The following is a 20,382-nucleotide window of genomic DNA, read 5'->3' on the forward strand; positions in this document are numbered from 1 at the left end:
TTCAATAAGCAGGGCGATAAGGCTCGCCCTTAAATTTATTTCACGCGTGCCATAAAGTAGGCATCAACATACTCACCGTTGCGCAGGCCGTATTTCTTACCGGTGCCTTCGATTTCAAAGCCGTACTTCTTATAGACTGCTACAGCAGGCTCATTATCAACAAATACTGTCAGCTCAATGCGCTCGACGCGCAGCCAGTTGTCGCACATGTCGATCATCGTACGAATCAGCGCGCTGGCAACGCCACGATTGTGCCACCTGCCATCCACGCAGATACCAAAATCGGCCACGTGGCTGCGGCGCGGGCGCTGCGCGACCTCAATACAGAGATGCCCCACGACGATATCATCAATGCAGGCAACCAGCTGTTTGACACCGGCTTGCTCGGTTAGCCGCGCTTGCCACATTTCGAGAGAAGGATGAGGAACCTGTAGCGTGTTGTGGTACACCTCCGGCTGGGCGTGGATCTGACGAATTGCGTCGTAATCTTTCGGTTCAGCGTGGCGTATCACTATCTCACTCATTCCTTATCTCCTGCAGGGTTAATTGTGCATTTACACTCGCTGAGAAAGAAAAATCCGTCAACTGCATTTTTTTGCAAAAAGAAGTAGACAAGTGCGAATGAGAATGATTATTATTGCTCTGCGTTCAGGGGAACCCCTACGGAGAACCTGAAAGCACGACATTGCTCACATTGCTTCCAGTATTACTTTAGCCAGCTTTTGCTGGCTTTTTTTTTGGCTGGGTTTCGGGCTAGTTTGCTTGCCAGCTTAATCCCGGGCTGTGCTCGCAATCCTCACGTACTCTGTGTACGCTCCGGTTGCTGCGCGCAGGCCGTGAATAATCTGCCTACGCCACTTACGCCCGATCTTTTGGCTGTATAATGCGGTAGGCCGGATAAGGCAACGCCGCATCCGGCACGATGACAGGATGGATTCAGTCTCCAGCCGCTTTGCGCTATGGTGTAGACAATCACCTTCAAAAGGATCGTCTCATGACCTTACACTGCGCATTTATTGGTTTTGGTAAAAGCACCACCCGCTACCATTTGCCGTACGTCCTCAACCGCAAAAATAGCTGGCACGTCGCGCACATTTTCCGCCGCAACGCCAGGCCGGAAGAGCAGGCGCCGCAGTATTCGCATATTCACTTCACCAGCGACCTCGACGAGATCTTAAACGATCCGCAGGTGAAACTGGTGATCGTCTGTACCCATGCTGACAGCCATTTTGAATATGCTAAACGCGCGCTGGAAGCGGGTAAAAATGTGCTGGTTGAGAAACCCTTCACGCCGACGCTTGCGCAAGCAAAAGAGCTGTTCGAACTGGCGCGAAGCAAAGGACTGACCGTTACGCCGTATCAGAATCGCCGTTTTGACTCCTGCTTCCTCACCGCGAAAAAAGCCATTGAGAGCGGCAAGCTCGGCAAGATTGTTGAGGTTGAAAGCCATTTCGATTACTACCGTCCTGAAGCAGAAACCAAGCCGGGACTGCCGCAGGACGGCGCGTTTTATGGTCTGGGCGTACACACCATGGATCAAATTATCTCGCTGTTCGGACGTCCTGACCATGTAGCCTATGACATTCGCAGTCTGCGCAACAAAGCGAACCCGGACGATACCTTTGAAGCGCAGCTGTTTTACGGCGACCTGAAAGCCATTGTTAAAACCAGTCATCTGGTGAAAATCGACTATCCGAAGTTTATCGTCCATGGCACCAAAGGCTCGTTTGTGAAGTACGGCATCGACCAGCAGGAAAGCAGCCTGAAGGCCAATATCATGCCGGGTGAGCCAGGTTTCGCTGCTGATGATTCCATTGGGATGCTAGAGTACGTCAACGATGACGGCATCACGGTAAAAGAAGAGGTAAAGCCGGAAGTGGGGGATTACGGTCGCGTGTATGACGCGCTGTACCAGACGCTGACCACCGGTGCGCCTAATTACGTCAAGGAATCTGAAGTTCTTACCAACCTGGAGATCCTCGAACGCGCCTTTGAACAGGCAACGCCTGCCACGATAACCCTCGCCAAATAGCCTGCACATACTCCTCTGGGCTTGTTCATATTTTTTGAACAGAGGAGTCAATTTTCACCCTCTATGATCCCAGACGGATTGAGTCCACACTTACTCCATCGAAAACATCTGGGGGTGAACACAATGATCTACTTACGCAAAGCTAACGACCGTGGCCACGCTAATCATGGCTGGCTTGATTCATGGCATACCTTCTCTTTTGCCAACTACTATGACCCGAACTTTATGGGGTTCTCGGCACTGCGCGTGATTAACGATGACGTGATCGATGCAGGTCAGGGATTTGGTACTCACCCCCATAAAGACATGGAAATCCTGACCTACGTGCTGGAAGGCGCGGTGGAGCATCAGGACAGCATGGGCAACAAAGAGCAGGTTCCGGCCGGTGAGTTTCAGATTATGAGCGCCGGGACGGGGATCCGTCACTCGGAGTACAACCCGAGCAATACTGAGAAGCTGCATCTGTATCAGATCTGGATCATGCCGCAGGAGAACGGTATTACTCCGCGCTATGAACAGCGTCGTTTCGATGCCGCTCAGGGTAAACAACTGGTGCTGTCGCCGGATGCCCGTGATGGTTCACTGAAAGTGTACCAGGATATGGAGCTGTACCGTTGGGCGCTGGTCAAAGATGAGCAGTCGGTGCATCAGATTGCCGCGGAACGCCGCGTTTGGATCCAGGTGGTAAAAGGCAACGTGACGATTAACGGCACCAAAGCGACCACCAGCGACGGTCTGGCAATCTGGGATGAACAGGCAATTTCTATTCATGCCGACAGCGACAGTGAAGTGTTACTGTTTGACCTGCCGCCAGTCTAAAAATACACGTCATCCTTCAAGCCGCATCTGTGTTGGCTTTATTACTCGGCCCATCCATAGGCCTCGCCCCTTCGGGGCCGCTGTATGCAGCGTTCAAATCTGCTCCCGGCAGATTTGTCGCTCACCCCGGTCGCGTACTTAATGTACGCTCCCGGGGATTTAATGAGGGACATCCTTGTCCCTCACCAGAGGCAACCTTCGGTTGTTCAAATTCGTTCCTGACGAATTTGTCACTGCGTCGCCGCCTTGATGCAACTCGAATGATTTTGTGTATTTATCACAATAAAAACTCCTTTTTTTCTCTGCAAAGGTTCACGCACGTCCGTGGTAAACTGGGGGAATCTATCCCTTTTTAACGCTTCAGGACGATGAAAAAGAAAAGACCCGTACTTCAGGATGTAGCCGACCGCGTGGGCGTGACCAAAATGACGGTCAGTCGCTTTTTGCGTAACCCGGAGCAGGTCTCCGTGGCGCTGCGGGGCAAAATTGCCGCTGCACTTGATGAGCTGGGTTATATTCCCAATCGCGCTCCTGATATCCTTTCTAACGCCACCAGCCGCGCTATCGGCGTGCTGTTACCGTCTCTCACTAACCAGGTTTTTGCTGAAGTGCTACGCGGCATTGAGGCCGTCACCGACGCCCATGGTTATCAAACTATGCTCGCGCACTACGGCTATAAGCCTGAGATGGAACAAGAGCGCCTGGAATCGATGCTGTCGTGGAATATCGATGGCCTGATCCTCACCGAACGTAGCCATACGCCCCGTACGCTGAAAATGATTGAAGTTGCCGGTATCCCGGTGGTTGAGCTGATGGACAGCCAGTCTCCGTGTCTGGATATCGCCGTCGGTTTCGACAACTTCGAAGCCGCGCGTCAGATGACTGCCGCTATTATCGCCCGCGGGCACCGTCATGTAGCCTATCTTGGCGCACGTCTTGATGAGCGTACTATCATCAAACAGAGAGGCTACGAGCAGGCAATGCGCGATGCCAACCTGGTGCCATACAGCGTGATGGTCGAACAGTCTTCTTCCTACTCCTCCGGTATTGAACTCATCCGTCAGGCGCGGCGTGAATACCCGCAGCTCGACGGCGTTTTCTGTACCAACGATGACCTGGCGGTAGGGGCGGCCTTCGAATGCCAGCGTTTAGGGCTGAAAATCCCGGATGACATGGCGATTGCCGGATTCCACGGTCACGACATCGGGCAGGTGATGGAGCCGCGTCTGGCGAGTGTGCTCACGCCACGTGAACGGATGGGCAGCATTGGCGCAGAACGCCTGCTGGCGCGCATTCGTGGTGAAGCAGTCACGCCTAAAATGTTAGATTTAGGTTTCACCTTGTCACCGGGCGGATCTATTTAAGCCAACAAGTTTGAAGTAGCTCACACTTATACACTTCGAGCACGAATGGATATTGCTTCTCTATTTATCCGGCTGGACAATGTTACCGATAACAGTTACCCGTAACAATTTCCTGATTCTTGTACCAGTGGGGGCAACGCTTTGAGCACGACTAATCATGATCACCACGTTTACGTTCTGATGGGCGTATCGGGCAGCGGTAAATCTGCTGTCGCCAGCGAAGTGGCGCATCAACTGCAGGCCGCGTTTCTTGATGGCGATTTTCTCCATCCGCGCAGCAACATCATGAAAATGGCTTCCGGTGAGCCACTTAACGATGACGACCGTAAACCGTGGTTACAGGCGCTGAATGACGCCGCCTTCGCGATGCAGCGTACCAATAAAGTTTCGCTGATCGTCTGTTCTGCCTTGAAAAAAGTCTACCGTGACCAGTTGCGCGACGGTAACCCGAACCTCTCTTTCATTTATCTGAAAGGGGATTTTGACGTTATTGAAAGCCGTCTGAAGGCGCGTAAAGGCCACTTCTTCAAAACGCAGATGCTGGTTACCCAGTTTGAAGCGCTGGAAGAACCGGGTGCGAATGAAAACGATGTACTGGTGGTCGATATCGATCAACCACTGGACGGTGTGGTCGCCAGCACCATTGAGGTTATTAACCAAGGTAGTAAGTAGTGAGCACATTAACGCTTGTTTTAACAGCAGTAGGGTCCGTTTTATTACTGCTGTTTTTAGTGATGAAGGCGCGTATGCACGCCTTCGTTGCTTTGATGGTGGTATCCATTGGTGCAGGTCTCTTTTCCGGTATGCCGCTCGATAAAATCGCGGCGACCATGGAAAAAGGGATGGGAGGCACGCTCGGTTTCCTGGCGATTGTGGTGGCGCTGGGGGCGATGTTCGGCAAGATTTTGCATGAGACCGGCGCGGTCGATCAGATTGCCGTCAAAATGCTGAAATCCTTCGGTCATAGCCGCGCACATTACGCGATTGGCCTGGCCGGTCTGATTTGCGCGCTGCCGCTGTTCTTTGAGGTGGCGATTGTGCTGCTGATTAGCGTAGCGTTCTCAATGGCGCGCCATACCGGTACTAACCTGGTTAAGTTGGTCATTCCGCTGTTTGCGGGCGTGGCGGCTGCCGCAGCGTTCCTGCTGCCGGGGCCTGCGCCGATGCTGCTGGCCTCTCAGATGCACGCCGACTTTGGCTGGATGATCCTGATTGGCCTGTGCGCCGCGATTCCGGGCATGATTATCGCCGGGCCGCTGTGGGGTAACTTCATCAGCCGTTACGTTGAGCTGCACGTACCGGAAGACATTACCGAGCCGCATCTGGGCGAAGGCAAAATGCCCTCCTTTGGCTTCAGCTTATCGCTTATCCTGCTGCCGCTGGTGCTGGTTGGTCTGAAAACCATCGCTGCACGCTTTGTTCCGGTCGGTTCTTCAACCTACGAATGGTTCGAGTTTATCGGTCATCCGTTTACCGCGATTCTGGTTGCCTGTCTGGTGGCGATTTATGGTCTGGCGGTGCGCCAGGGCATGCCAAAAGACCGCGTGATGGAAATCTGCGGCCATGCGCTTCAGCCAGCGGGGATTATTCTGCTGGTGATTGGTGCGGGCGGCGTGTTCAAACAGGTACTGGTAGATTCCGGCGTTGGTCCTGCACTGGGCGAAGCGTTAACCGGTATGGGCTTGCCGATCGCTATCACCTGCTTCGTGCTGGCGGCGGCGGTGCGTATCATTCAGGGGTCCGCGACAGTGGCCTGCTTAACGGCGGTCGGTCTGGTGATGCCGGTGATTGAGCAACTGAACTACTCCGGTGCCCAGATGGCGGCGCTGTCTATCTGTATCGCGGGCGGCTCTATCGTGGTCAGCCACGTTAACGACGCTGGTTTCTGGTTGTTCGGTAAATTTACCGGTGCGACTGAAGCGCAAACTCTGAAGACCTGGACGATGATGGAAACCATCCTCGGTACGGTCGGCGCGATTGTCGGTATGATTGCCTTCCAGCTGTTGAGCTGATGGCATTGCCCGGTGGCGCTTGCGCTTACCGGGCCTGGAAACGAGCACATATCGACACCGTAGGCCGGGTAAGGCGAAGCCGCCACCCGGCTTTTTTACAGCACCATCACCCCATCCTCGGTTTTCAACCAGCGCGGCGCTTTCAGTGTGTCGGCGAAATAATCCACCAAATCCTGCAGCAAATCACCCGCCACCCGCTCCATATCATCAGAAAGCGTTTTGCTCATCAGCAAATGCGTTAAAAGCTGGCAGTAACGCCCCATCTGATCTGGTTCGGGTTCAAAGAGGGGAGTGCGGGTCGGTAAGGTTTCTACCGTCAGGCTGGCCTGTAGATGCTGCGGTACAGGCTCCGTTAAGGTTGGTTGCAATAGTGCCAGACAGGCCGACAGGCGCGCGCACATCGCCAGTTTTTCAACCGGGTCATGACATTCAACAAGCCCTTCGACAAAACGCTCACAGTTATCCGCCAACTCGGTGAAGTCCGTGGCATGGCTAAAGGGCAGGGTAAATAAAGAGTGTGAAAAGAGAGGGGTCGTTGCCATAGGGCAGCCTCCGATGAGTGATTTTCATCCACCACTGGAGAGGCTAATCTCACTGGAGGTGGAGCCGAACAGGGTTAGCCTTACCGGCCTCATCGGATACCGGCGCGTCTTGCGACGCCCCCGCCCGGTCCACCATTGGAGTGTACCTAAGCGTGCGACACAAAAATACTTGCGTCACCGATGAAGGAGTTCAGAAGGCTAATTCTGGCACCTGATTTTGCAGGTGCAGCGAGAAGATAATGCTAATCCGCGATGCTGACAAGGGGGCATTCCGGAAGGCGCTTCGCAGAAATGAAAATACGCTTTTTCAGAGACTTAAATGATTGAGGTGTTTCTCACAAACACATTCACGGCGCTGATTGTCCGGTGGTGCTAGCGCTTACCGGGCCTACACACGAGCATATATCAACACCGTAGGCCGGGTAAGGCGAAGCCGCCACCCGGCGTAAAATGAGTGTTTCACCCCTTCATCCACATCCTTACACCGTCGAGGAACATCTGGGTTGCCATCATCACCAGAATCAGCCCCATCAGGCGCTCCAGCGCGTTAACCCCTTTCTCTCCCAGCAGACGTAAAAACAGCGAAGACTGCAGCAAAATCACGAATGTACCGCCCCAGGCGATCAGCAGCGCAATCACCAGATGCCCCATCTGGTTTGGATACTGATGCGACAACAGCATTAATGAGGCCAGGATTGTCGGACCGGCGACCAGCGGAATCGCCAGCGGTACGATAAACGGCTCTTCACCAGCCGGAAGCCCGGTGCTATTCCCGGTGGCGCTGGGGAAAATCATCTTAATGGCGATCAGGAACAAAATGATGCCCCCGGAGATCGATACGGTTTCTGCACGCAGGTTAAGAAATGCCAGAATTTTCTCGCCCGCAAACAGGAATATCAGCATCACCAACAGCGCAATAAACAGCTCGCGAATCATAATCGCGCGGCGACGTTTTGGTTCGGTATGTTTCAATACGGACATGAAAATGGGCAGATTTCCGAGCGGATCCATAATCAGGATCAATAAAACTGCCGCTGAAATGATTTCATTCATAACTCAAATTCCCTGATAATTACTGCGGACTTTCTGCTTGCTTGCGCAGCGGGATAAGTCGCATTACTGATGGCTTCGCTATCATTGATTAATTTCACTTGCGACTTTGGCTGCTTTTTGTATGGTGAAGGATAGGCCAGTAGGATACTGGTTAGCATACACAGCACACATCTCTGCAGGAAAAAACGCTATGAAAAATGTTGGTTTTATCGGCTGGCGCGGTATGGTCGGCTCTGTTCTCATGCAACGCATGGTTGAGGAGCGTGACTTCGACGCCATTCGCCCTGTTTTCTTTTCTACTTCCCAGCTTGGGCAGGCGGCACCGACGTTCGGTGGCACCGCGACCGGCACACTTCAGGACGCTTTTGATCTGGATGCGCTGAAGGCGCTCGATATCATCGTGACCTGTCAGGGCGGCGATTATACCAACGAAATCTATCCAAAGCTTCGTGAAAGCGGTTGGCAGGGTTACTGGATTGACGCAGCCTCTTCGCTGCGTATGAAAGACGATGCCATCATTATTCTCGATCCGGTTAACCAGGATGTCATCACCGACGGCCTGAACAAAGGTATTAAGACCTTTGTCGGCGGCAACTGTACCGTTAGCCTGATGCTGATGTCCCTCGGTGGCCTGTTTGCCAATGACCTGGTTGACTGGGTTTCCGTGGCGACCTATCAGGCGGCTTCCGGCGGCGGCGCGCGCCATATGCGTGAACTGCTGTCTCAGATGGGTCATCTGTATGGCCATGTGGCCGAGGAACTGGCGACCCCTTCCTCTGCTATTCTCGACATCGAACGTAAAGTGACGACCCTGTCCCGCAGCGGCGAACTGCCGGTTGATAACTTTGGCGTACCGCTGGCCGGTAGCCTGATTCCGTGGATCGACAAACAGCTCGATAACGGTCAGAGCCGTGAAGAGTGGAAGGGACAGGCGGAAACCAACAAAATTCTCAACACGTCTTCCGTGATCCCGGTTGATGGTCTGTGCGTGCGCGTCGGCGCGCTGCGCTGCCACAGCCAGGCGTTCACCATTAAACTGAAAAAAGATGTGTCTATTCCGACCGTGGAAGAACTGCTGGCGGCGCACAATCCGTGGGCCAAAGTTGTACCAAACGATCGGGATATCACCATGCGTGAGTTAACCCCGGCGGCCGTTACCGGCACGCTGACCACGCCAGTAGGCCGTCTGCGTAAGCTGAACATGGGACCGGAGTTCCTGTCAGCCTTTACCGTGGGCGACCAGTTGCTGTGGGGTGCTGCGGAGCCATTGCGCCGTATGCTGCGCCAATTGGCGTAATAGTTTGTTAACGATCAAGGGGTGAGGAATCACCCCTTTTTTTGCGTAATACAGGAGTAAGCGCAGATGTTTCATTTTTTACCAGGAGTAAGATAAAGCATTGGCTATTCTTTAAGGGTGACTTAGTACCGGAGGTATTAAGTTGTTGCCTGAAGGTGGGACGACGCAGAGAGGATGCACAATTGTGCTGCGCCGTTCAGGTCAAAAAAAGTGTCACTACCTGATGTCGAAAATCAGTTGGAAGGGGTGACGCCATAAAACAGGATGACAACCATGTCCGTTCGTATCGATAGAGACGTGATTAATGCGCTAATTGCAGGCCATTTTGCGGATCCTTTTTCCGTACTCGGTATGCACCAAACTGATGCTGGACTTGAAGTCCGCGCCCTATTACCTGACGCCACCGAAGTGTGGGTAATCGAACCCAAAACCGGACGCAAAGTCGGCAAGCTGGATTGCCTCGACTCTCGCGGTTTTTTCTGTGCAGTACTTCCCCGCCGTAAAAATTTCTTTCGCTATCAGCTGGCCGTTGTCTGGCATGGACAGCAGAATCTGATTGATGACCCTTATCGTTTTGGCCCGCTGATCCAGGATATGGATGCCTGGCTGTTATCTGAAGGTACGCATCTGCGACCTTACGAAACGCTGGGTGCGCATGCGGATACCATGGATGGCGTAACCGGTACGCGCTTCTCAGTCTGGGCGCCTAACGCTCAACGCGTGTCAGTGGTTGGGCAGTTCAACTACTGGGATGGTCGTCGCCACCCAATGCGCCTGCGCAAAGAAAGCGGTATCTGGGAGCTGTTTATCCCCGGCGCGCAGCATGGTCAGCTGTATAAATACGAGATGATCGATGCGAACGGTAAGCTGCGAATCAAAGCGGACCCTTACGCCTTCGAAGCGCAAATGCGCCCGGAAACCGCGTCGCTTATCTGTGGTCTGCCGGAAAAAGTAGTGCAAAACGAGGCGCGCAAAAAAGCCAACCAGTTTGATGCACCGATCTCTATCTATGAAGTTCACTTGGGGTCATGGCGTCGTCATACCGATAACAACTTCTGGCTGAGCTACCGCGAGCTGGCGGATCAGTTGGTGCCGTACGCCAAATGGATGGGCTTTACCCACCTCGAACTGTTGCCGATTAACGAGCATCCGTTCGACGGTAGCTGGGGCTACCAGCCTACCGGCATGTATGCGCCGACCCGTCGCTTCGGGACGCGCGATGATTTCCGCTATTTCGTGAATGCTGCGCATCAGGCGGGGCTGAACGTCATTCTCGACTGGGTGCCGGGCCATTTCCCATCGGACGACTTTGGTTTGGCAGAGTTTGATGGCACCAACCTGTATGAGCACAGCGACCCGCGCGAAGGATATCACCAGGACTGGAACACGCTGATCTACAACTACGGTCGCCGTGAAGTCAGCAACTACCTGGTGGGTAATGCTCTGTACTGGATTGAACGTTTTGGGATCGACGCGTTGCGCGTGGATGCCGTGGCGTCGATGATTTATCGCGACTACAGCCGCAAAGAAGGGGAATGGATCCCAAACGAATTTGGTGGTCGTGAAAACCTCGAAGCCATTGAATTTTTGCGCAATACCAACCGCATTCTTGGCGAGCAGGTGCCTGGTGCGGTGAGTATGGCGGAAGAGTCCACCGACTTTGCCGGCGTTTCAAGACCACAGGATATGGGCGGTTTAGGGTTCTGGTATAAGTGGAACCTCGGCTGGATGCACGACACGCTGGACTACATGAAGCTGGACCCGATTCATCGTCAGTACCATCACGACAAGCTGACCTTCGGCATGCTGTACAACTACACCGAAAACTTCGTCCTGCCGCTGTCGCATGATGAAGTGGTACACGGTAAAAAATCCATTCTCGATCGCATGCCGGGAGACGCATGGCAGAAGTTTGCCAACCTGCGCGCCTACTACGGCTGGATGTGGGCCTTCCCGGGCAAAAAACTGCTGTTTATGGGCAACGAGTTTGCGCAGGGACGTGAATGGAACCATGACGCCAGCCTCGACTGGCACCTGCTGGAAGGTGGCGATAACTGGCACCACGGCGTACAGCGTCTGGTGCGCGATCTGAACCACACCTACCGTCATCACAAAGCGCTGCACGAGCTCGACTTTGACGCCTATGGTTTTGAATGGCTGGTGGTGGATGACAACGAACGTTCGGTGCTGGCTTTCGTGCGTCGTGACAAGGTCGGCAATGAAATCATCGTGGTCAGTAACTTTACGCCTGTGCCCCGCCACGGCTATCGCTTCGGTATCAATCAGCCAGGCAAATGGCGTGAGATCCTCAATACCGACTCGATGCATTACCACGGTAGCAATACCGGCAACGGCGGTGCGGTGCACAGCGATGAAATCGCCAGCCATGGTCGTCAGCACTCACTGAGCCTCACGTTACCGCCGTTGGCAACGATCTGGCTGGTCAGGGAGGGGTAATGACGCAACTGGCAACCGGCAACGCCACCCCCCATGGTGCAACGTATGACGGCCATGGTGTCAATTTCACACTCTTCTCGGCCCATGCTGAACGCGTTGAATTATGCGTATTCGATGAGCAAGGGTGCGAACTTCGCTATGACCTGCCGGGGCGTAGCGGTGATGTCTGGCACGGCTATCTGGCCAACGCCCGGCCCGGTCTGCGCTATGGCTATCGTGTTCATGGCCCATGGCAACCGCAGCAGGGCCACCGGTTTAATCCGGCCAAGCTGCTGCTTGACCCTTGCGCCCGTCGGGTGGATGGCGAGTTAAAAGATAACCCGCTGCTGCACGGTGGGCTAAATGAACCGGATCATCATGATAATGCCACCATCGCGCTGAAGGGCGTGGTGGTGTCCGATCATTATGACTGGGAGGATGATACCCCGCCGCGCACGCCGTGGGGCAATACCGTGATTTACGAAGCGCATGTCAAAGGGTTGACGTATTTGCATCCTGAGCTGCCGGAAGAGATTCGCGGAACCTACAAAGCGCTGGGCCATCCAGTGATGATCGATTACTTCAAGCGCCTCGGCATTACCGCGCTGGAGCTGCTGCCGGTGGCGCATTTTGCCAGCGAACCACGGCTTCAGCGGCTGGGGCTGTCGAACTATTGGGGCTACAACCCGGTAGCGATGTTTGCACTGCATCCGGCCTATGCCTGTTCGCCGGAGAGTGCGCTTGATGAGTTTCGCGACGCGGTAAAAGCGCTGCACAAAGCGGGGATTGAGGTCATTCTCGATATCGTTTTGAACCACAGCGCCGAACTGGATCTCGAAGGCCCCGTCTTCTCGCTGCGCGGAATTGATAACCGTAGCTATTATTGGATCAGGGACGATGGTGATTACTACAACTGGACCGGTTGTGGGAACACCCTCAATCTGAGCCATCCAGGCGTTGTGGAATACGCATGTGAATGCCTGCGGTACTGGGTTGAAACCTGCCATGTGGATGGTTTTCGTTTTGATTTGGCTTCCGTCATGGGGCGTACACCTGCGTTTCGTCAGGATGCGCCACTGTTTACCGCGATCCAAAACTGTCCGCTGCTCTCACGCGTTAAGCTGATTGCGGAACCGTGGGATATTGGTGAAGGCGGGTATCAGGTGGGGAATTTTCCCCCGCCGTTTGCCGAGTGGAATGACCATTTCCGCGATGCGACCCGACGCTTCTGGCTCCAGCGTAATCTCTCGTTGGGTGAGTTTGCCGGGCGTTTTGCCGCATCAAGCGACGTGTTTAAACGCGATGGTCGCAAACCCAGCGCGACGGTCAATCTGGTGACTGCGCACGACGGTTTTACGCTACGCGACTGTGTGTGCTTCACAAATAAGCACAATGAAGCGAATGGTGAGGAAAATCGCGACGGCACTAGCAATAACTACAGCGACAATCATGGTAAAGAAGGATTAGGCGGCACGCTGGACCTGATTGAGCGGCGGCGCGACAGCATTCATGCGCTGTTATCCACGCTGTTGCTCTCCCAGGGGACGCCGATGTTGCTGGCGGGCGATGAGCATGGTCATAGCCAGCACGGCAACAATAACGCTTACTGCCAGGATAACGCCCTGACCTGGCTGGACTGGCAGCAGGCAAACAGCGGACTAACCACATTTACCGCTGCCCTGATCCATCTTCGCCAGCAAATTCCTGCACTGACGGGTGATCGCTGGTGGGAAGAGGGCGATGGCAATGTTCGTTGGCTAAATAAGTACGCACAACCCTTAAGTGCGGATGAGTGGCAAAACGGCCCGAGGCAGATGCAAATCCTGCTTTCAGACCGTTTTCTGATTGCAATAAATGCCACGCTTGAGGTGACAGATATCGTTTTACCTGAAGGGGAATGGTGCGCCGTTCCCCCATTTGCCGGAGAGGATAATCCGGTGCTTACGGCTGTCTGGCAGGGACCTGCGCACGGACTGTGTGTGTTCCAGAGAAGATAAAAAAGGAGTTAGTCATGGTGAGTTTAGAGAAGAACGATCGTGTAATGTTGGCGCGCCAGCTGCCATTAAAATCTGTTGCCCTGATCCTGGCCGGTGGCCGCGGTACCCGCTTAAAAGATTTAACCAACAAACGTGCCAAACCTGCTGTGCACTTTGGCGGTAAGTTCCGCATTATCGATTTTGCCTTATCCAACTGTATTAACTCCGGGATCCGCCGTATTGGCGTGATCACCCAGTACCAGTCCCACACGCTGGTGCAGCATATTCAGCGCGGCTGGTCGTTCTTTAGCGAAGAGATGAACGAGTTTGTCGATCTGCTGCCTGCCCAGCAGAGAATGCAGGGTGAAAACTGGTATCGCGGTACGGCGGATGCGGTGACCCAAAACCTGGACATCATTCGACGCTATAAAGCGGAATATGTGGTGATCCTCGCGGGCGATCATATCTACAAGCAGGACTACTCACGCATGCTGATCGACCACGTCGAGAAAGGCGCGCGTTGCACCGTGGCCTGTATGCCAGTGCCTATTGAAGAGGCCAGCGCGTTTGGCGTAATGGACGTGGACGACACCGATAAAATTATCGAGTTCGTTGAAAAACCCGCCAACCCGCCAGCTATGCCAGGTGACCCGACCAAATCTCTTGCCAGTATGGGGATCTACGTTTTCAACGCCGATTATCTATATGAATTGCTGGCGGAAGATGACCTCGATGAAAACTCCAGTCACGATTTCGGTAAAGACATTATCCCGAAAATCACCGAAGCTGGCATGGCGTATGCACATCCATTCCCGTTGTCCTGCGTGCAGTCTGACCCGGAATCCGAGCCGTACTGGCGTGACGTGGGTACGCTGGAAGCCTACTGGAAGGCGAACCTCGATCTGGCTTCGGTGACGCCTGAACTGGACATGTACGACCAGGACTGGCCAATCCGTACGCACATGGAATCGCTGCCACCGGCGAAATTTGTTCAGGACCGTTCCGGCAGCCACGGAATGACGCTGAACTCGCTGGTTTCTGGCGGATGCATAATTTCAGGTTCGGTGGTGGTGCAGTCCGTTCTGTTCCCGCGAGTGCGGGTGAATTCATTCTGTAACATTGATTCGGCAGTGTTGTTACCTGAAGTGTGGGTGGGACGTTCGTGCCGCTTACGTCGTTGCATTATCGACCGCGCCTGCGTTATTCCCGAAGGCATGGTGATTGGTGAAAACGCGGAAGAAGATGCGCGTCGTTTCTACCGTTCAGAGGAAGGTATTGTGCTGGTCACGCGTGAAATGCTACGCAAACTGCAGATCAAACAGGAGCGATAATGCAGGTTTTACACGTTTGTTCAGAGATGTTCCCCCTGTTAAAAACCGGGGGACTGGCGGATGTTATTGGGGCGTTACCCGCAGCGCAAATAGCGGACGGCGTGGATGCCCGCGTGTTGCTCCCGGCGTTTCCTGATATTCGTCGCGGCATTCCCGATGCGCAGGTAGTGACGCGTCGGGATACCTTCGCCGGACGTATCACGCTGCTGTTCGGGCATTTCAACGGCGTGGGTATTTACCTGATTGACGCGCCGCATCTCTATGACCGCCCCGGTAGCCCGTATCACGACACTAACCTGTTTGCGTATACCGATAACGTGCAGCGTTTTGCATTGCTGGGCTGGGTTGGCTGTGAAATGGCCTGTGGCCTTGACCCATTCTGGCGCCCGGATGTGGTGCATGCGCACGACTGGCATGCGGGTCTGGCCCCGGCGTATCTGGCGGCGCGCGGCCATCCGGCGAAATCGGTGTTCACCGTCCACAACCTGGCGTATCAAGGCATGTTTTATGCAAAGCATATGGATGACATCCAATTGCCATGGTCGTTCTTTAATGTGCACGGACTGGAGTTTAACGGGCAGATTTCGTTTCTGAAGGCAGGGTTGTACTACGCCGACCACATTACGGCGGTCAGTCCGACCTACGCGCGGGAAATTACCGAGCCGCAGTTTGCCTACGGCATGGAAGGTCTGTTGCAGCAGCGTCATCGTGAAGGCCGTCTTTCCGGTGTGCTGAACGGCGTTGATGAAAAAATCTGGAGCCCGGAAACCGATCTCCTGCTGGCATCGCGATATACGCGCGACACGCTGGAGGAGAAGGCAGAAAACAAACGTCAGCTTCAGATAGCGATGGGACTTAAGGTCAACGATAAAGTACCGCTGTTTGCCGTGGTGAGCCGTCTGACCAGTCAAAAAGGGCTGGATCTGGTGCTGGAAGCGCTGCCGGGGTTGTTAGAGCAGGGTGGACAGCTGGCATTGCTAGGCGCGGGCGATCCGGTATTACAGGAAGGATTCCTCGCCGCAGCGGCGGAACATCCAGGACAGGTGGGTGTGCAGATCGGCTATCACGAAGCCTTCTCGCACCGCATCATGGGTGGGGCCGATGTGATATTGGTTCCCAGCCGTTTTGAGCCGTGTGGCTTAACGCAGTTGTATGGACTGAAGTACGGCACGCTGCCGCTGGTGCGGCGCACCGGTGGGCTGGCTGATACAGTCTCTGACAGTTCGCTGGAAAACCTGGCGGACGGTATCGCCAGTGGGTTTGTATTTGAAGATAGTAATGCCTGGTCGCTGTTACGCGCGATCCGGCGTGCTTTCGTATTGTGGTCCCGGCCTTCGCTTTGGCGGTTTGTACAACGTCAGGCCATGACCATGGATTTTAGCTGGCAAGTCGCGGCGAAGTCATACCGTGAGCTTTACTATCGCTTGAAATAGATATCCAGGAATCACCTATATGAATGCTCCATTTACTTATGCATCGCCCACACTCAGCGTAGAGGCACTTAAGCATTCTATTGCCTATAAGCTGATGTTCACGATTGGTAAGGACCCGGTCATTGCCAATAAACATGAGTGGCTGAACGCCACGTTGTTCGCGGTGCGCGACCGTCTCGTGGAGCGCTGGCTGCGTTCTAACCGTGCGCAATTATCTCAGGAAACTCGTCAGGTCTATTACCTGTCTATGGAGTTTCTGATTGGCCGCACGCTTTCCAATGCACTGTTATCGCTGGGTATTTATGACGATGTCAAAAATGCGCTGGAAGGTATGGGGTTGGATCTTGAAGATCTGATCGACGAAGAAAACGACCCAGGTCTTGGCAATGGCGGTCTCGGGCGCCTGGCGGCCTGCTTTCTGGACTCACTGGCAACGCTGGGCCTGCCGGGACGCGGTTACGGTATTCGTTATGACTACGGTATGTTCAAGCAGAACATTGTTGATGGCCGCCAGAAAGAGTCGCCGGACTACTGGCTTGAATACGGTAACCCGTGGGAATTCAAACGCCACAACACGCGCTACAAAGTGCGTTTTGGCGGTCGCATTCAGCAGGAAGGCAAGAAAACGCGCTGGATAGAAACCGAAGAGATCCTCGCGGTCGCCTACGACCAGATTATCCCCGGCTACGACACCGACGCCACCAACACGCTGCGCCTGTGGAATGCCCAGGCCAGTAGCGAGATTAATCTCGGTAAATTTAACCAGGGCGACTACTTTGCGGCGGTGGAAGATAAAAACCACTCCGAGAACGTCTCCCGCGTACTGTACCCGGACGACTCCACCTATTCAGGACGCGAACTGCGGTTGCGCCAGGAGTATTTCCTGGTCTCCTCCACGGTGCAGGACATTCTGAGCCGTCATTACCAGTTGCACAAAACCTACGACAACCTGGCGGATAAAATCGCCATTCACCTCAACGACACCCATCCGGTGCTGTCGATCCCTGAGCTGATGCGACTGCTGATCGATGAGCATAAGTTCAGTTGGGACGATGCGTTTGAGGTCTGCTGCCAGGTCTTCTCGTATACCAACCACACTTTGATGAGCGAAGCGCTGGAGACCTGGCCCGTCGATATGCTGGGCAAAATTTTGCCGCGCCATCTGCAAATCATCTTTGAAATCAACGACTACTTCCTGAAGACGTTGCAGGAACAGTATCCAAACGATACTGCTCTGCTGGGGCGGACGTCGATTATCGATGAATCTAACGGCCGTCGTGTGCGTATGGCATGGCTGGCGGTGGTGGTGAGCCACAAGGTTAACGGCGTTTCCGAGCTGCACTCCAACCTGATGGTGCAGTCGCTGTTTGCTGATTTTGCGAAGATTTTCCCGACTCGCTTCTGCAACGTCACCAACGGCGTGACGCCGCGTCGCTGGCTGGCGCTGGCCAACCCGTCGCTCTCTGAAGTGCTGGATGAGAACATTGGCCGCACCTGGCGAACCGATCTCAGCCAGCTCAGCGAGCTTGAGCAGCACTGCGATTACCCACTGGTAAATCAGGCGGTGCGCCGCGCGAAGCTGGAGAACAAAAAGCGTCTGTCCACGCTCATTGCCCAGCAGTTGAACGTGGTGGTGAATCCGAAATCGCTGTTTGATGTGCAGATCAAGCGTATTCACGAATACAAACGCCAGTTGATGAACGTGCTGCATGTGATCACCCGCTACAATCGCATTAAGGCCGATCCTGATGCTGAGTGGGTACCACGTGTGAATATCTTCGCCGGTAAAGCGGCTTCGGCTTATTACATGGCGAAACACATCATTCACCTGATCAACGACGTCGCCAAAGTGATCAACAACGATCCGCAAATTGGCGACAAGCTGAAAGTGGTGTTTATCCCCAACTACAGCGTCAGCCTGGCGCAGGTGATTATTCCTGCCGCCGACCTTTCTGAGCAGATTTCTCTGGCCGGGACCGAAGCCTCCGGTACCAGTAATATGAAATTTGCTCTTAACGGTGCGCTGACCATCGGGACGCTGGACGGTGCCAACGTTGAGATGCTGGAGCATGTGGGCGCAGAAAATATCTTTATCTTTGGTAATACGGCGGAAGAAGTCGAGGCTTTACGCAGCCAGGGCTACAAGCCGCGTGAGTATTACGAGAAAGACGAAGAGCTGCACCAGGTGCTGACGCAGATCGGCAGCGGCGTATTCAGCCCTGAGGAGCCGGGACGCTATCGCGACCTGGTGGATTCGCTGATTAACTTTGGCGACCACTATCAGGTTCTGGCGGATTATCGCAGCTACGTGGATTGCCAGGATAAGGTTGATGAACTGTATCGTCACCCGGAAGAGTGGACCACCAAGTCGATGATTAATATTGCCAACATGGGGTACTTCTCGTCGGACAGGACGATCAAAGAGTACGCCGAAAACATCTGGCATATTGATTCGGTGCGGTTGTAACACACGATGCCGGGGGCGCTTCGCTTGCCCGGCCTACGTTTATGCACTCTTGTAGGCCGGATAAGGCGCTAGCCGCATCCGGCATTTTTATCAGGACGCCAGCGACAGCTGGTGTTTTTCAATGTACTCCGCCAGCCACTGGGTCATACGCGACTGCTGCTCAGCGTTCAGCCACATACCTTCTTTCGTGCGACGCCACAACGCATCTTCCGCACGACGAACCCATTCATGATCGACCAGATATTTCAGTTCGGCCTCATAAAACTCATGGCCAAAGTCTTCACCTAACTCGGCAAGCGAGGTGGCTTCGCCGATAACCCATTCGGTGTTGCTGCCGTAGGTGCGAGAATAATGGCGTGCCAGCGACTCGGTCAGGAACGGGTAGCGGCGGCGCAGTTTGGCCGCGTAATCTTCGCGATCGCCGCCAATGTCACCGCCAGGCAGAATGCACTCTTTCGTCCATGCCGGACCAATTCCCTGATAGTACGATGCCAGTTTTTCCATCGCGTGCTCAGCAAGCTTACGATAGGTGGTCAGCTTACCGCCAAAGACCGACAGCAACGGCGCTTTGCCGTTTTCGTCGTGGATATCCAGCGTGTAATCACGGGTGATCGCCTGCGGTGAGTCAGACTCGTCATCGCACAGCGGACGTACGCCTGAGTAAGTCCAGACGATATCATCACGGCCCAGTTGCTTCTTAAAGTGCGCGTTGTAGACCTTCAGCAGGTAATTGATTTCGCTTTCATCAATTTTCACTGCTTTCGGATCGCCTTTGTATTCAACGTCTGTCGTACCGATGATCGAGAATTCGTCCATCCATGGGATAACAAACACAATACGCTTATCTTCGTTTTGCAGAATATAAGCTTGCTTCTGGGTATGTACGCGCGGCACTACGATGTGGCTGCCTTTAATCAGGCGAATGCCGTACGGTGATGGCAGGTGCATACCATCGTCGAAGAACTCTTTTACCCACGGACCGGTGGCGTTGACCAGGCCACGCGCCTGCCAGGTGTATTTTTTGCCGGTATCGATATCTTCAGCTTCAACAATCCACAAACCGTTTTCACGGCGAGCAGAAGTGGCGCGAGTGCGGGTTAATACTTCTCCTCCTTTACGTACAACCATTTGGGCGTTTGCCAAAACCAGTCGCGCATCGTCTACCCAGCAGTCAGAATATTCGAAACCGCGCACAATCTCAGGTTTCATTACGGAATCTGCGCCAAAACGCAAACCGGTAGAACTTGGCAAACTGGTGCGTTTGCCCAGATGATCGTACATAAACAAACCAATGCGGATCATCCACGCCGGACGCAGGTGCGGGCGGTGGGGCAGACGAAAGCGCATCGGGAAGGCGATATGCGGTGCCATTTTCAACAGCACTTCACGTTCGGCCAGCGCTTCGCTTACCAGACGAAATTCGTAGTGTTCCAGGTAGCGCAGGCCACCGTGGATGAGTTTGGAGCTAGCGGAAGAGGTGGCGCAGGCTAAATCCTGCGCTTCCAGCATCAGCACGGATAAACCGCGTCCAGCGGCATCTGCCGCGATACCGGCACCGTTGATGCCTCCACCTATCACAATCAGATCTTTGGTTTCCATGCTGGCCTCTCGCACTTTCGT

Annotated in this window: 15 protein-coding genes; 11 read left to right on the forward strand and 4 right to left on the reverse strand. The window is 54.1% G+C overall.

Going from position 1 to position 20,382, the window contains the following annotated elements:
* Window positions 1-35: 35 nt before the first annotated feature.
* On the reverse strand, window positions 36-524 hold the full coding sequence (gene yhhY / locus OGY08_RS11280) for an N-acetyltransferase (RefSeq protein ID WP_008786353.1): 489 nt from the start codon (window positions 522-524) through the stop codon (window positions 36-38).
* A gap of 470 nt (window positions 525-994) precedes the next feature.
* Here yhhY and OGY08_RS11285 point away from each other — a divergent pair, with 470 nt between their 5' ends.
* The 5 genes from OGY08_RS11285 to gntU all read left to right on the forward strand — a co-directional run bounded on the left by OGY08_RS11285 (window position 995) and on the right by gntU (window position 6,227).
* Window positions 995-2,032, forward strand: coding sequence for an oxidoreductase (locus OGY08_RS11285; protein WP_125362799.1), 1,038 nt, complete (start codon window positions 995-997; stop codon window positions 2,030-2,032).
* Window positions 2,033-2,155: 123 nt separating this feature from the next.
* On the forward strand, window positions 2,156-2,851 hold the full coding sequence (yhhW, locus tag OGY08_RS11290; protein ID WP_003023472.1) for a quercetin 2,3-dioxygenase: 696 nt from the start codon (window positions 2,156-2,158) through the stop codon (window positions 2,849-2,851).
* Between the two features lie 368 nt (window positions 2,852-3,219).
* Entirely contained in the window at window positions 3,220-4,215 is a 996-nt protein-coding gene (gntR, locus tag OGY08_RS11295) for a gluconate operon transcriptional repressor GntR (protein ID WP_008786351.1), read from the forward strand.
* Window positions 4,216-4,356: 141 nt separating this feature from the next.
* Window positions 4,357-4,887 (forward strand): gluconokinase, encoded by a 531-nt coding sequence (gntK, locus tag OGY08_RS11300; protein ID WP_003023475.1) that lies wholly within the window; start codon window positions 4,357-4,359, stop codon window positions 4,885-4,887.
* Complete coding sequence (gntU, locus tag OGY08_RS11305; protein WP_003827609.1) at window positions 4,887-6,227, forward strand: gluconate transporter; 1,341 nt, start codon at window positions 4,887-4,889, stop codon at window positions 6,225-6,227. The genes gntK and gntU overlap by 1 nt, the downstream gene beginning before the upstream one ends.
* A 95-nt stretch (window positions 6,228-6,322) precedes the next feature.
* On the opposite strand, the gene OGY08_RS11310 is transcribed toward gntU, so the two are convergent.
* Window positions 6,323-6,769 (reverse strand): hypothetical protein, encoded by a 447-nt coding sequence (locus OGY08_RS11310; protein WP_008786350.1) that lies wholly within the window; start codon window positions 6,767-6,769, stop codon window positions 6,323-6,325.
* A 459-nt stretch (window positions 6,770-7,228) separates the two neighbouring features.
* Window positions 7,229-7,822 (reverse strand): NAAT family transporter YhgN, encoded by a 594-nt coding sequence (yhgN, locus tag OGY08_RS11315; RefSeq protein ID WP_003023480.1) that lies wholly within the window; start codon window positions 7,820-7,822, stop codon window positions 7,229-7,231.
* 190 nt (window positions 7,823-8,012) lie between these two features.
* Here yhgN and asd point away from each other — a divergent pair, with 190 nt between their 5' ends.
* From asd to glgP, 6 genes are all read left to right on the forward strand, one after another.
* A complete protein-coding gene (asd, locus tag OGY08_RS11320; RefSeq protein WP_003827614.1) occupies window positions 8,013-9,119 on the forward strand; it encodes an aspartate-semialdehyde dehydrogenase in 1,107 nt (368 codons plus the stop codon).
* 273 nt (window positions 9,120-9,392) lie between these two features.
* Entirely contained in the window at window positions 9,393-11,576 is a 2,184-nt protein-coding gene (glgB, locus tag OGY08_RS11325; RefSeq protein ID WP_219013508.1) for a 1,4-alpha-glucan branching enzyme, read from the forward strand.
* Window positions 11,576-13,552, forward strand: a complete 1,977-nt coding sequence (gene glgX, locus OGY08_RS11330) for a glycogen debranching protein GlgX (RefSeq protein ID WP_153687786.1) — start codon at window positions 11,576-11,578, stop codon at window positions 13,550-13,552. Before glgB ends, glgX begins: the two co-directional genes overlap by 1 nt.
* A gap of 14 nt (window positions 13,553-13,566) precedes the next feature.
* Window positions 13,567-14,862: a glucose-1-phosphate adenylyltransferase gene (gene glgC, locus OGY08_RS11335; RefSeq protein ID WP_003827621.1), complete on the forward strand. Its 1,296-nt coding sequence runs from the start codon at window positions 13,567-13,569 to the stop codon at window positions 14,860-14,862.
* Complete coding sequence (gene glgA / locus OGY08_RS11340; protein WP_003827622.1) at window positions 14,862-16,295, forward strand: glycogen synthase GlgA; 1,434 nt, start codon at window positions 14,862-14,864, stop codon at window positions 16,293-16,295. Before glgC ends, glgA begins: the two co-directional genes overlap by 1 nt.
* A 19-nt stretch (window positions 16,296-16,314) precedes the next feature.
* A complete protein-coding gene (gene glgP, locus OGY08_RS11345) occupies window positions 16,315-18,762 on the forward strand; it encodes a glycogen phosphorylase (protein WP_125362802.1) in 2,448 nt (815 codons plus the stop codon).
* A 90-nt stretch (window positions 18,763-18,852) separates the two neighbouring features.
* On the opposite strand, the gene glpD is transcribed toward glgP, so the two are convergent.
* Window positions 18,853-20,361, reverse strand: coding sequence for a glycerol-3-phosphate dehydrogenase (gene glpD, locus OGY08_RS11350; protein ID WP_008786343.1), 1,509 nt, complete (start codon window positions 20,359-20,361; stop codon window positions 18,853-18,855).
* Window positions 20,362-20,382: the final 21 nt, after the last annotated feature.

It is taken from the genome of Citrobacter sp. Cpo069 (assembly GCF_030332785.1).
In the GTDB taxonomy this organism is placed as follows: domain Bacteria; phylum Pseudomonadota; class Gammaproteobacteria; order Enterobacterales; family Enterobacteriaceae; genus Citrobacter; species Citrobacter portucalensis.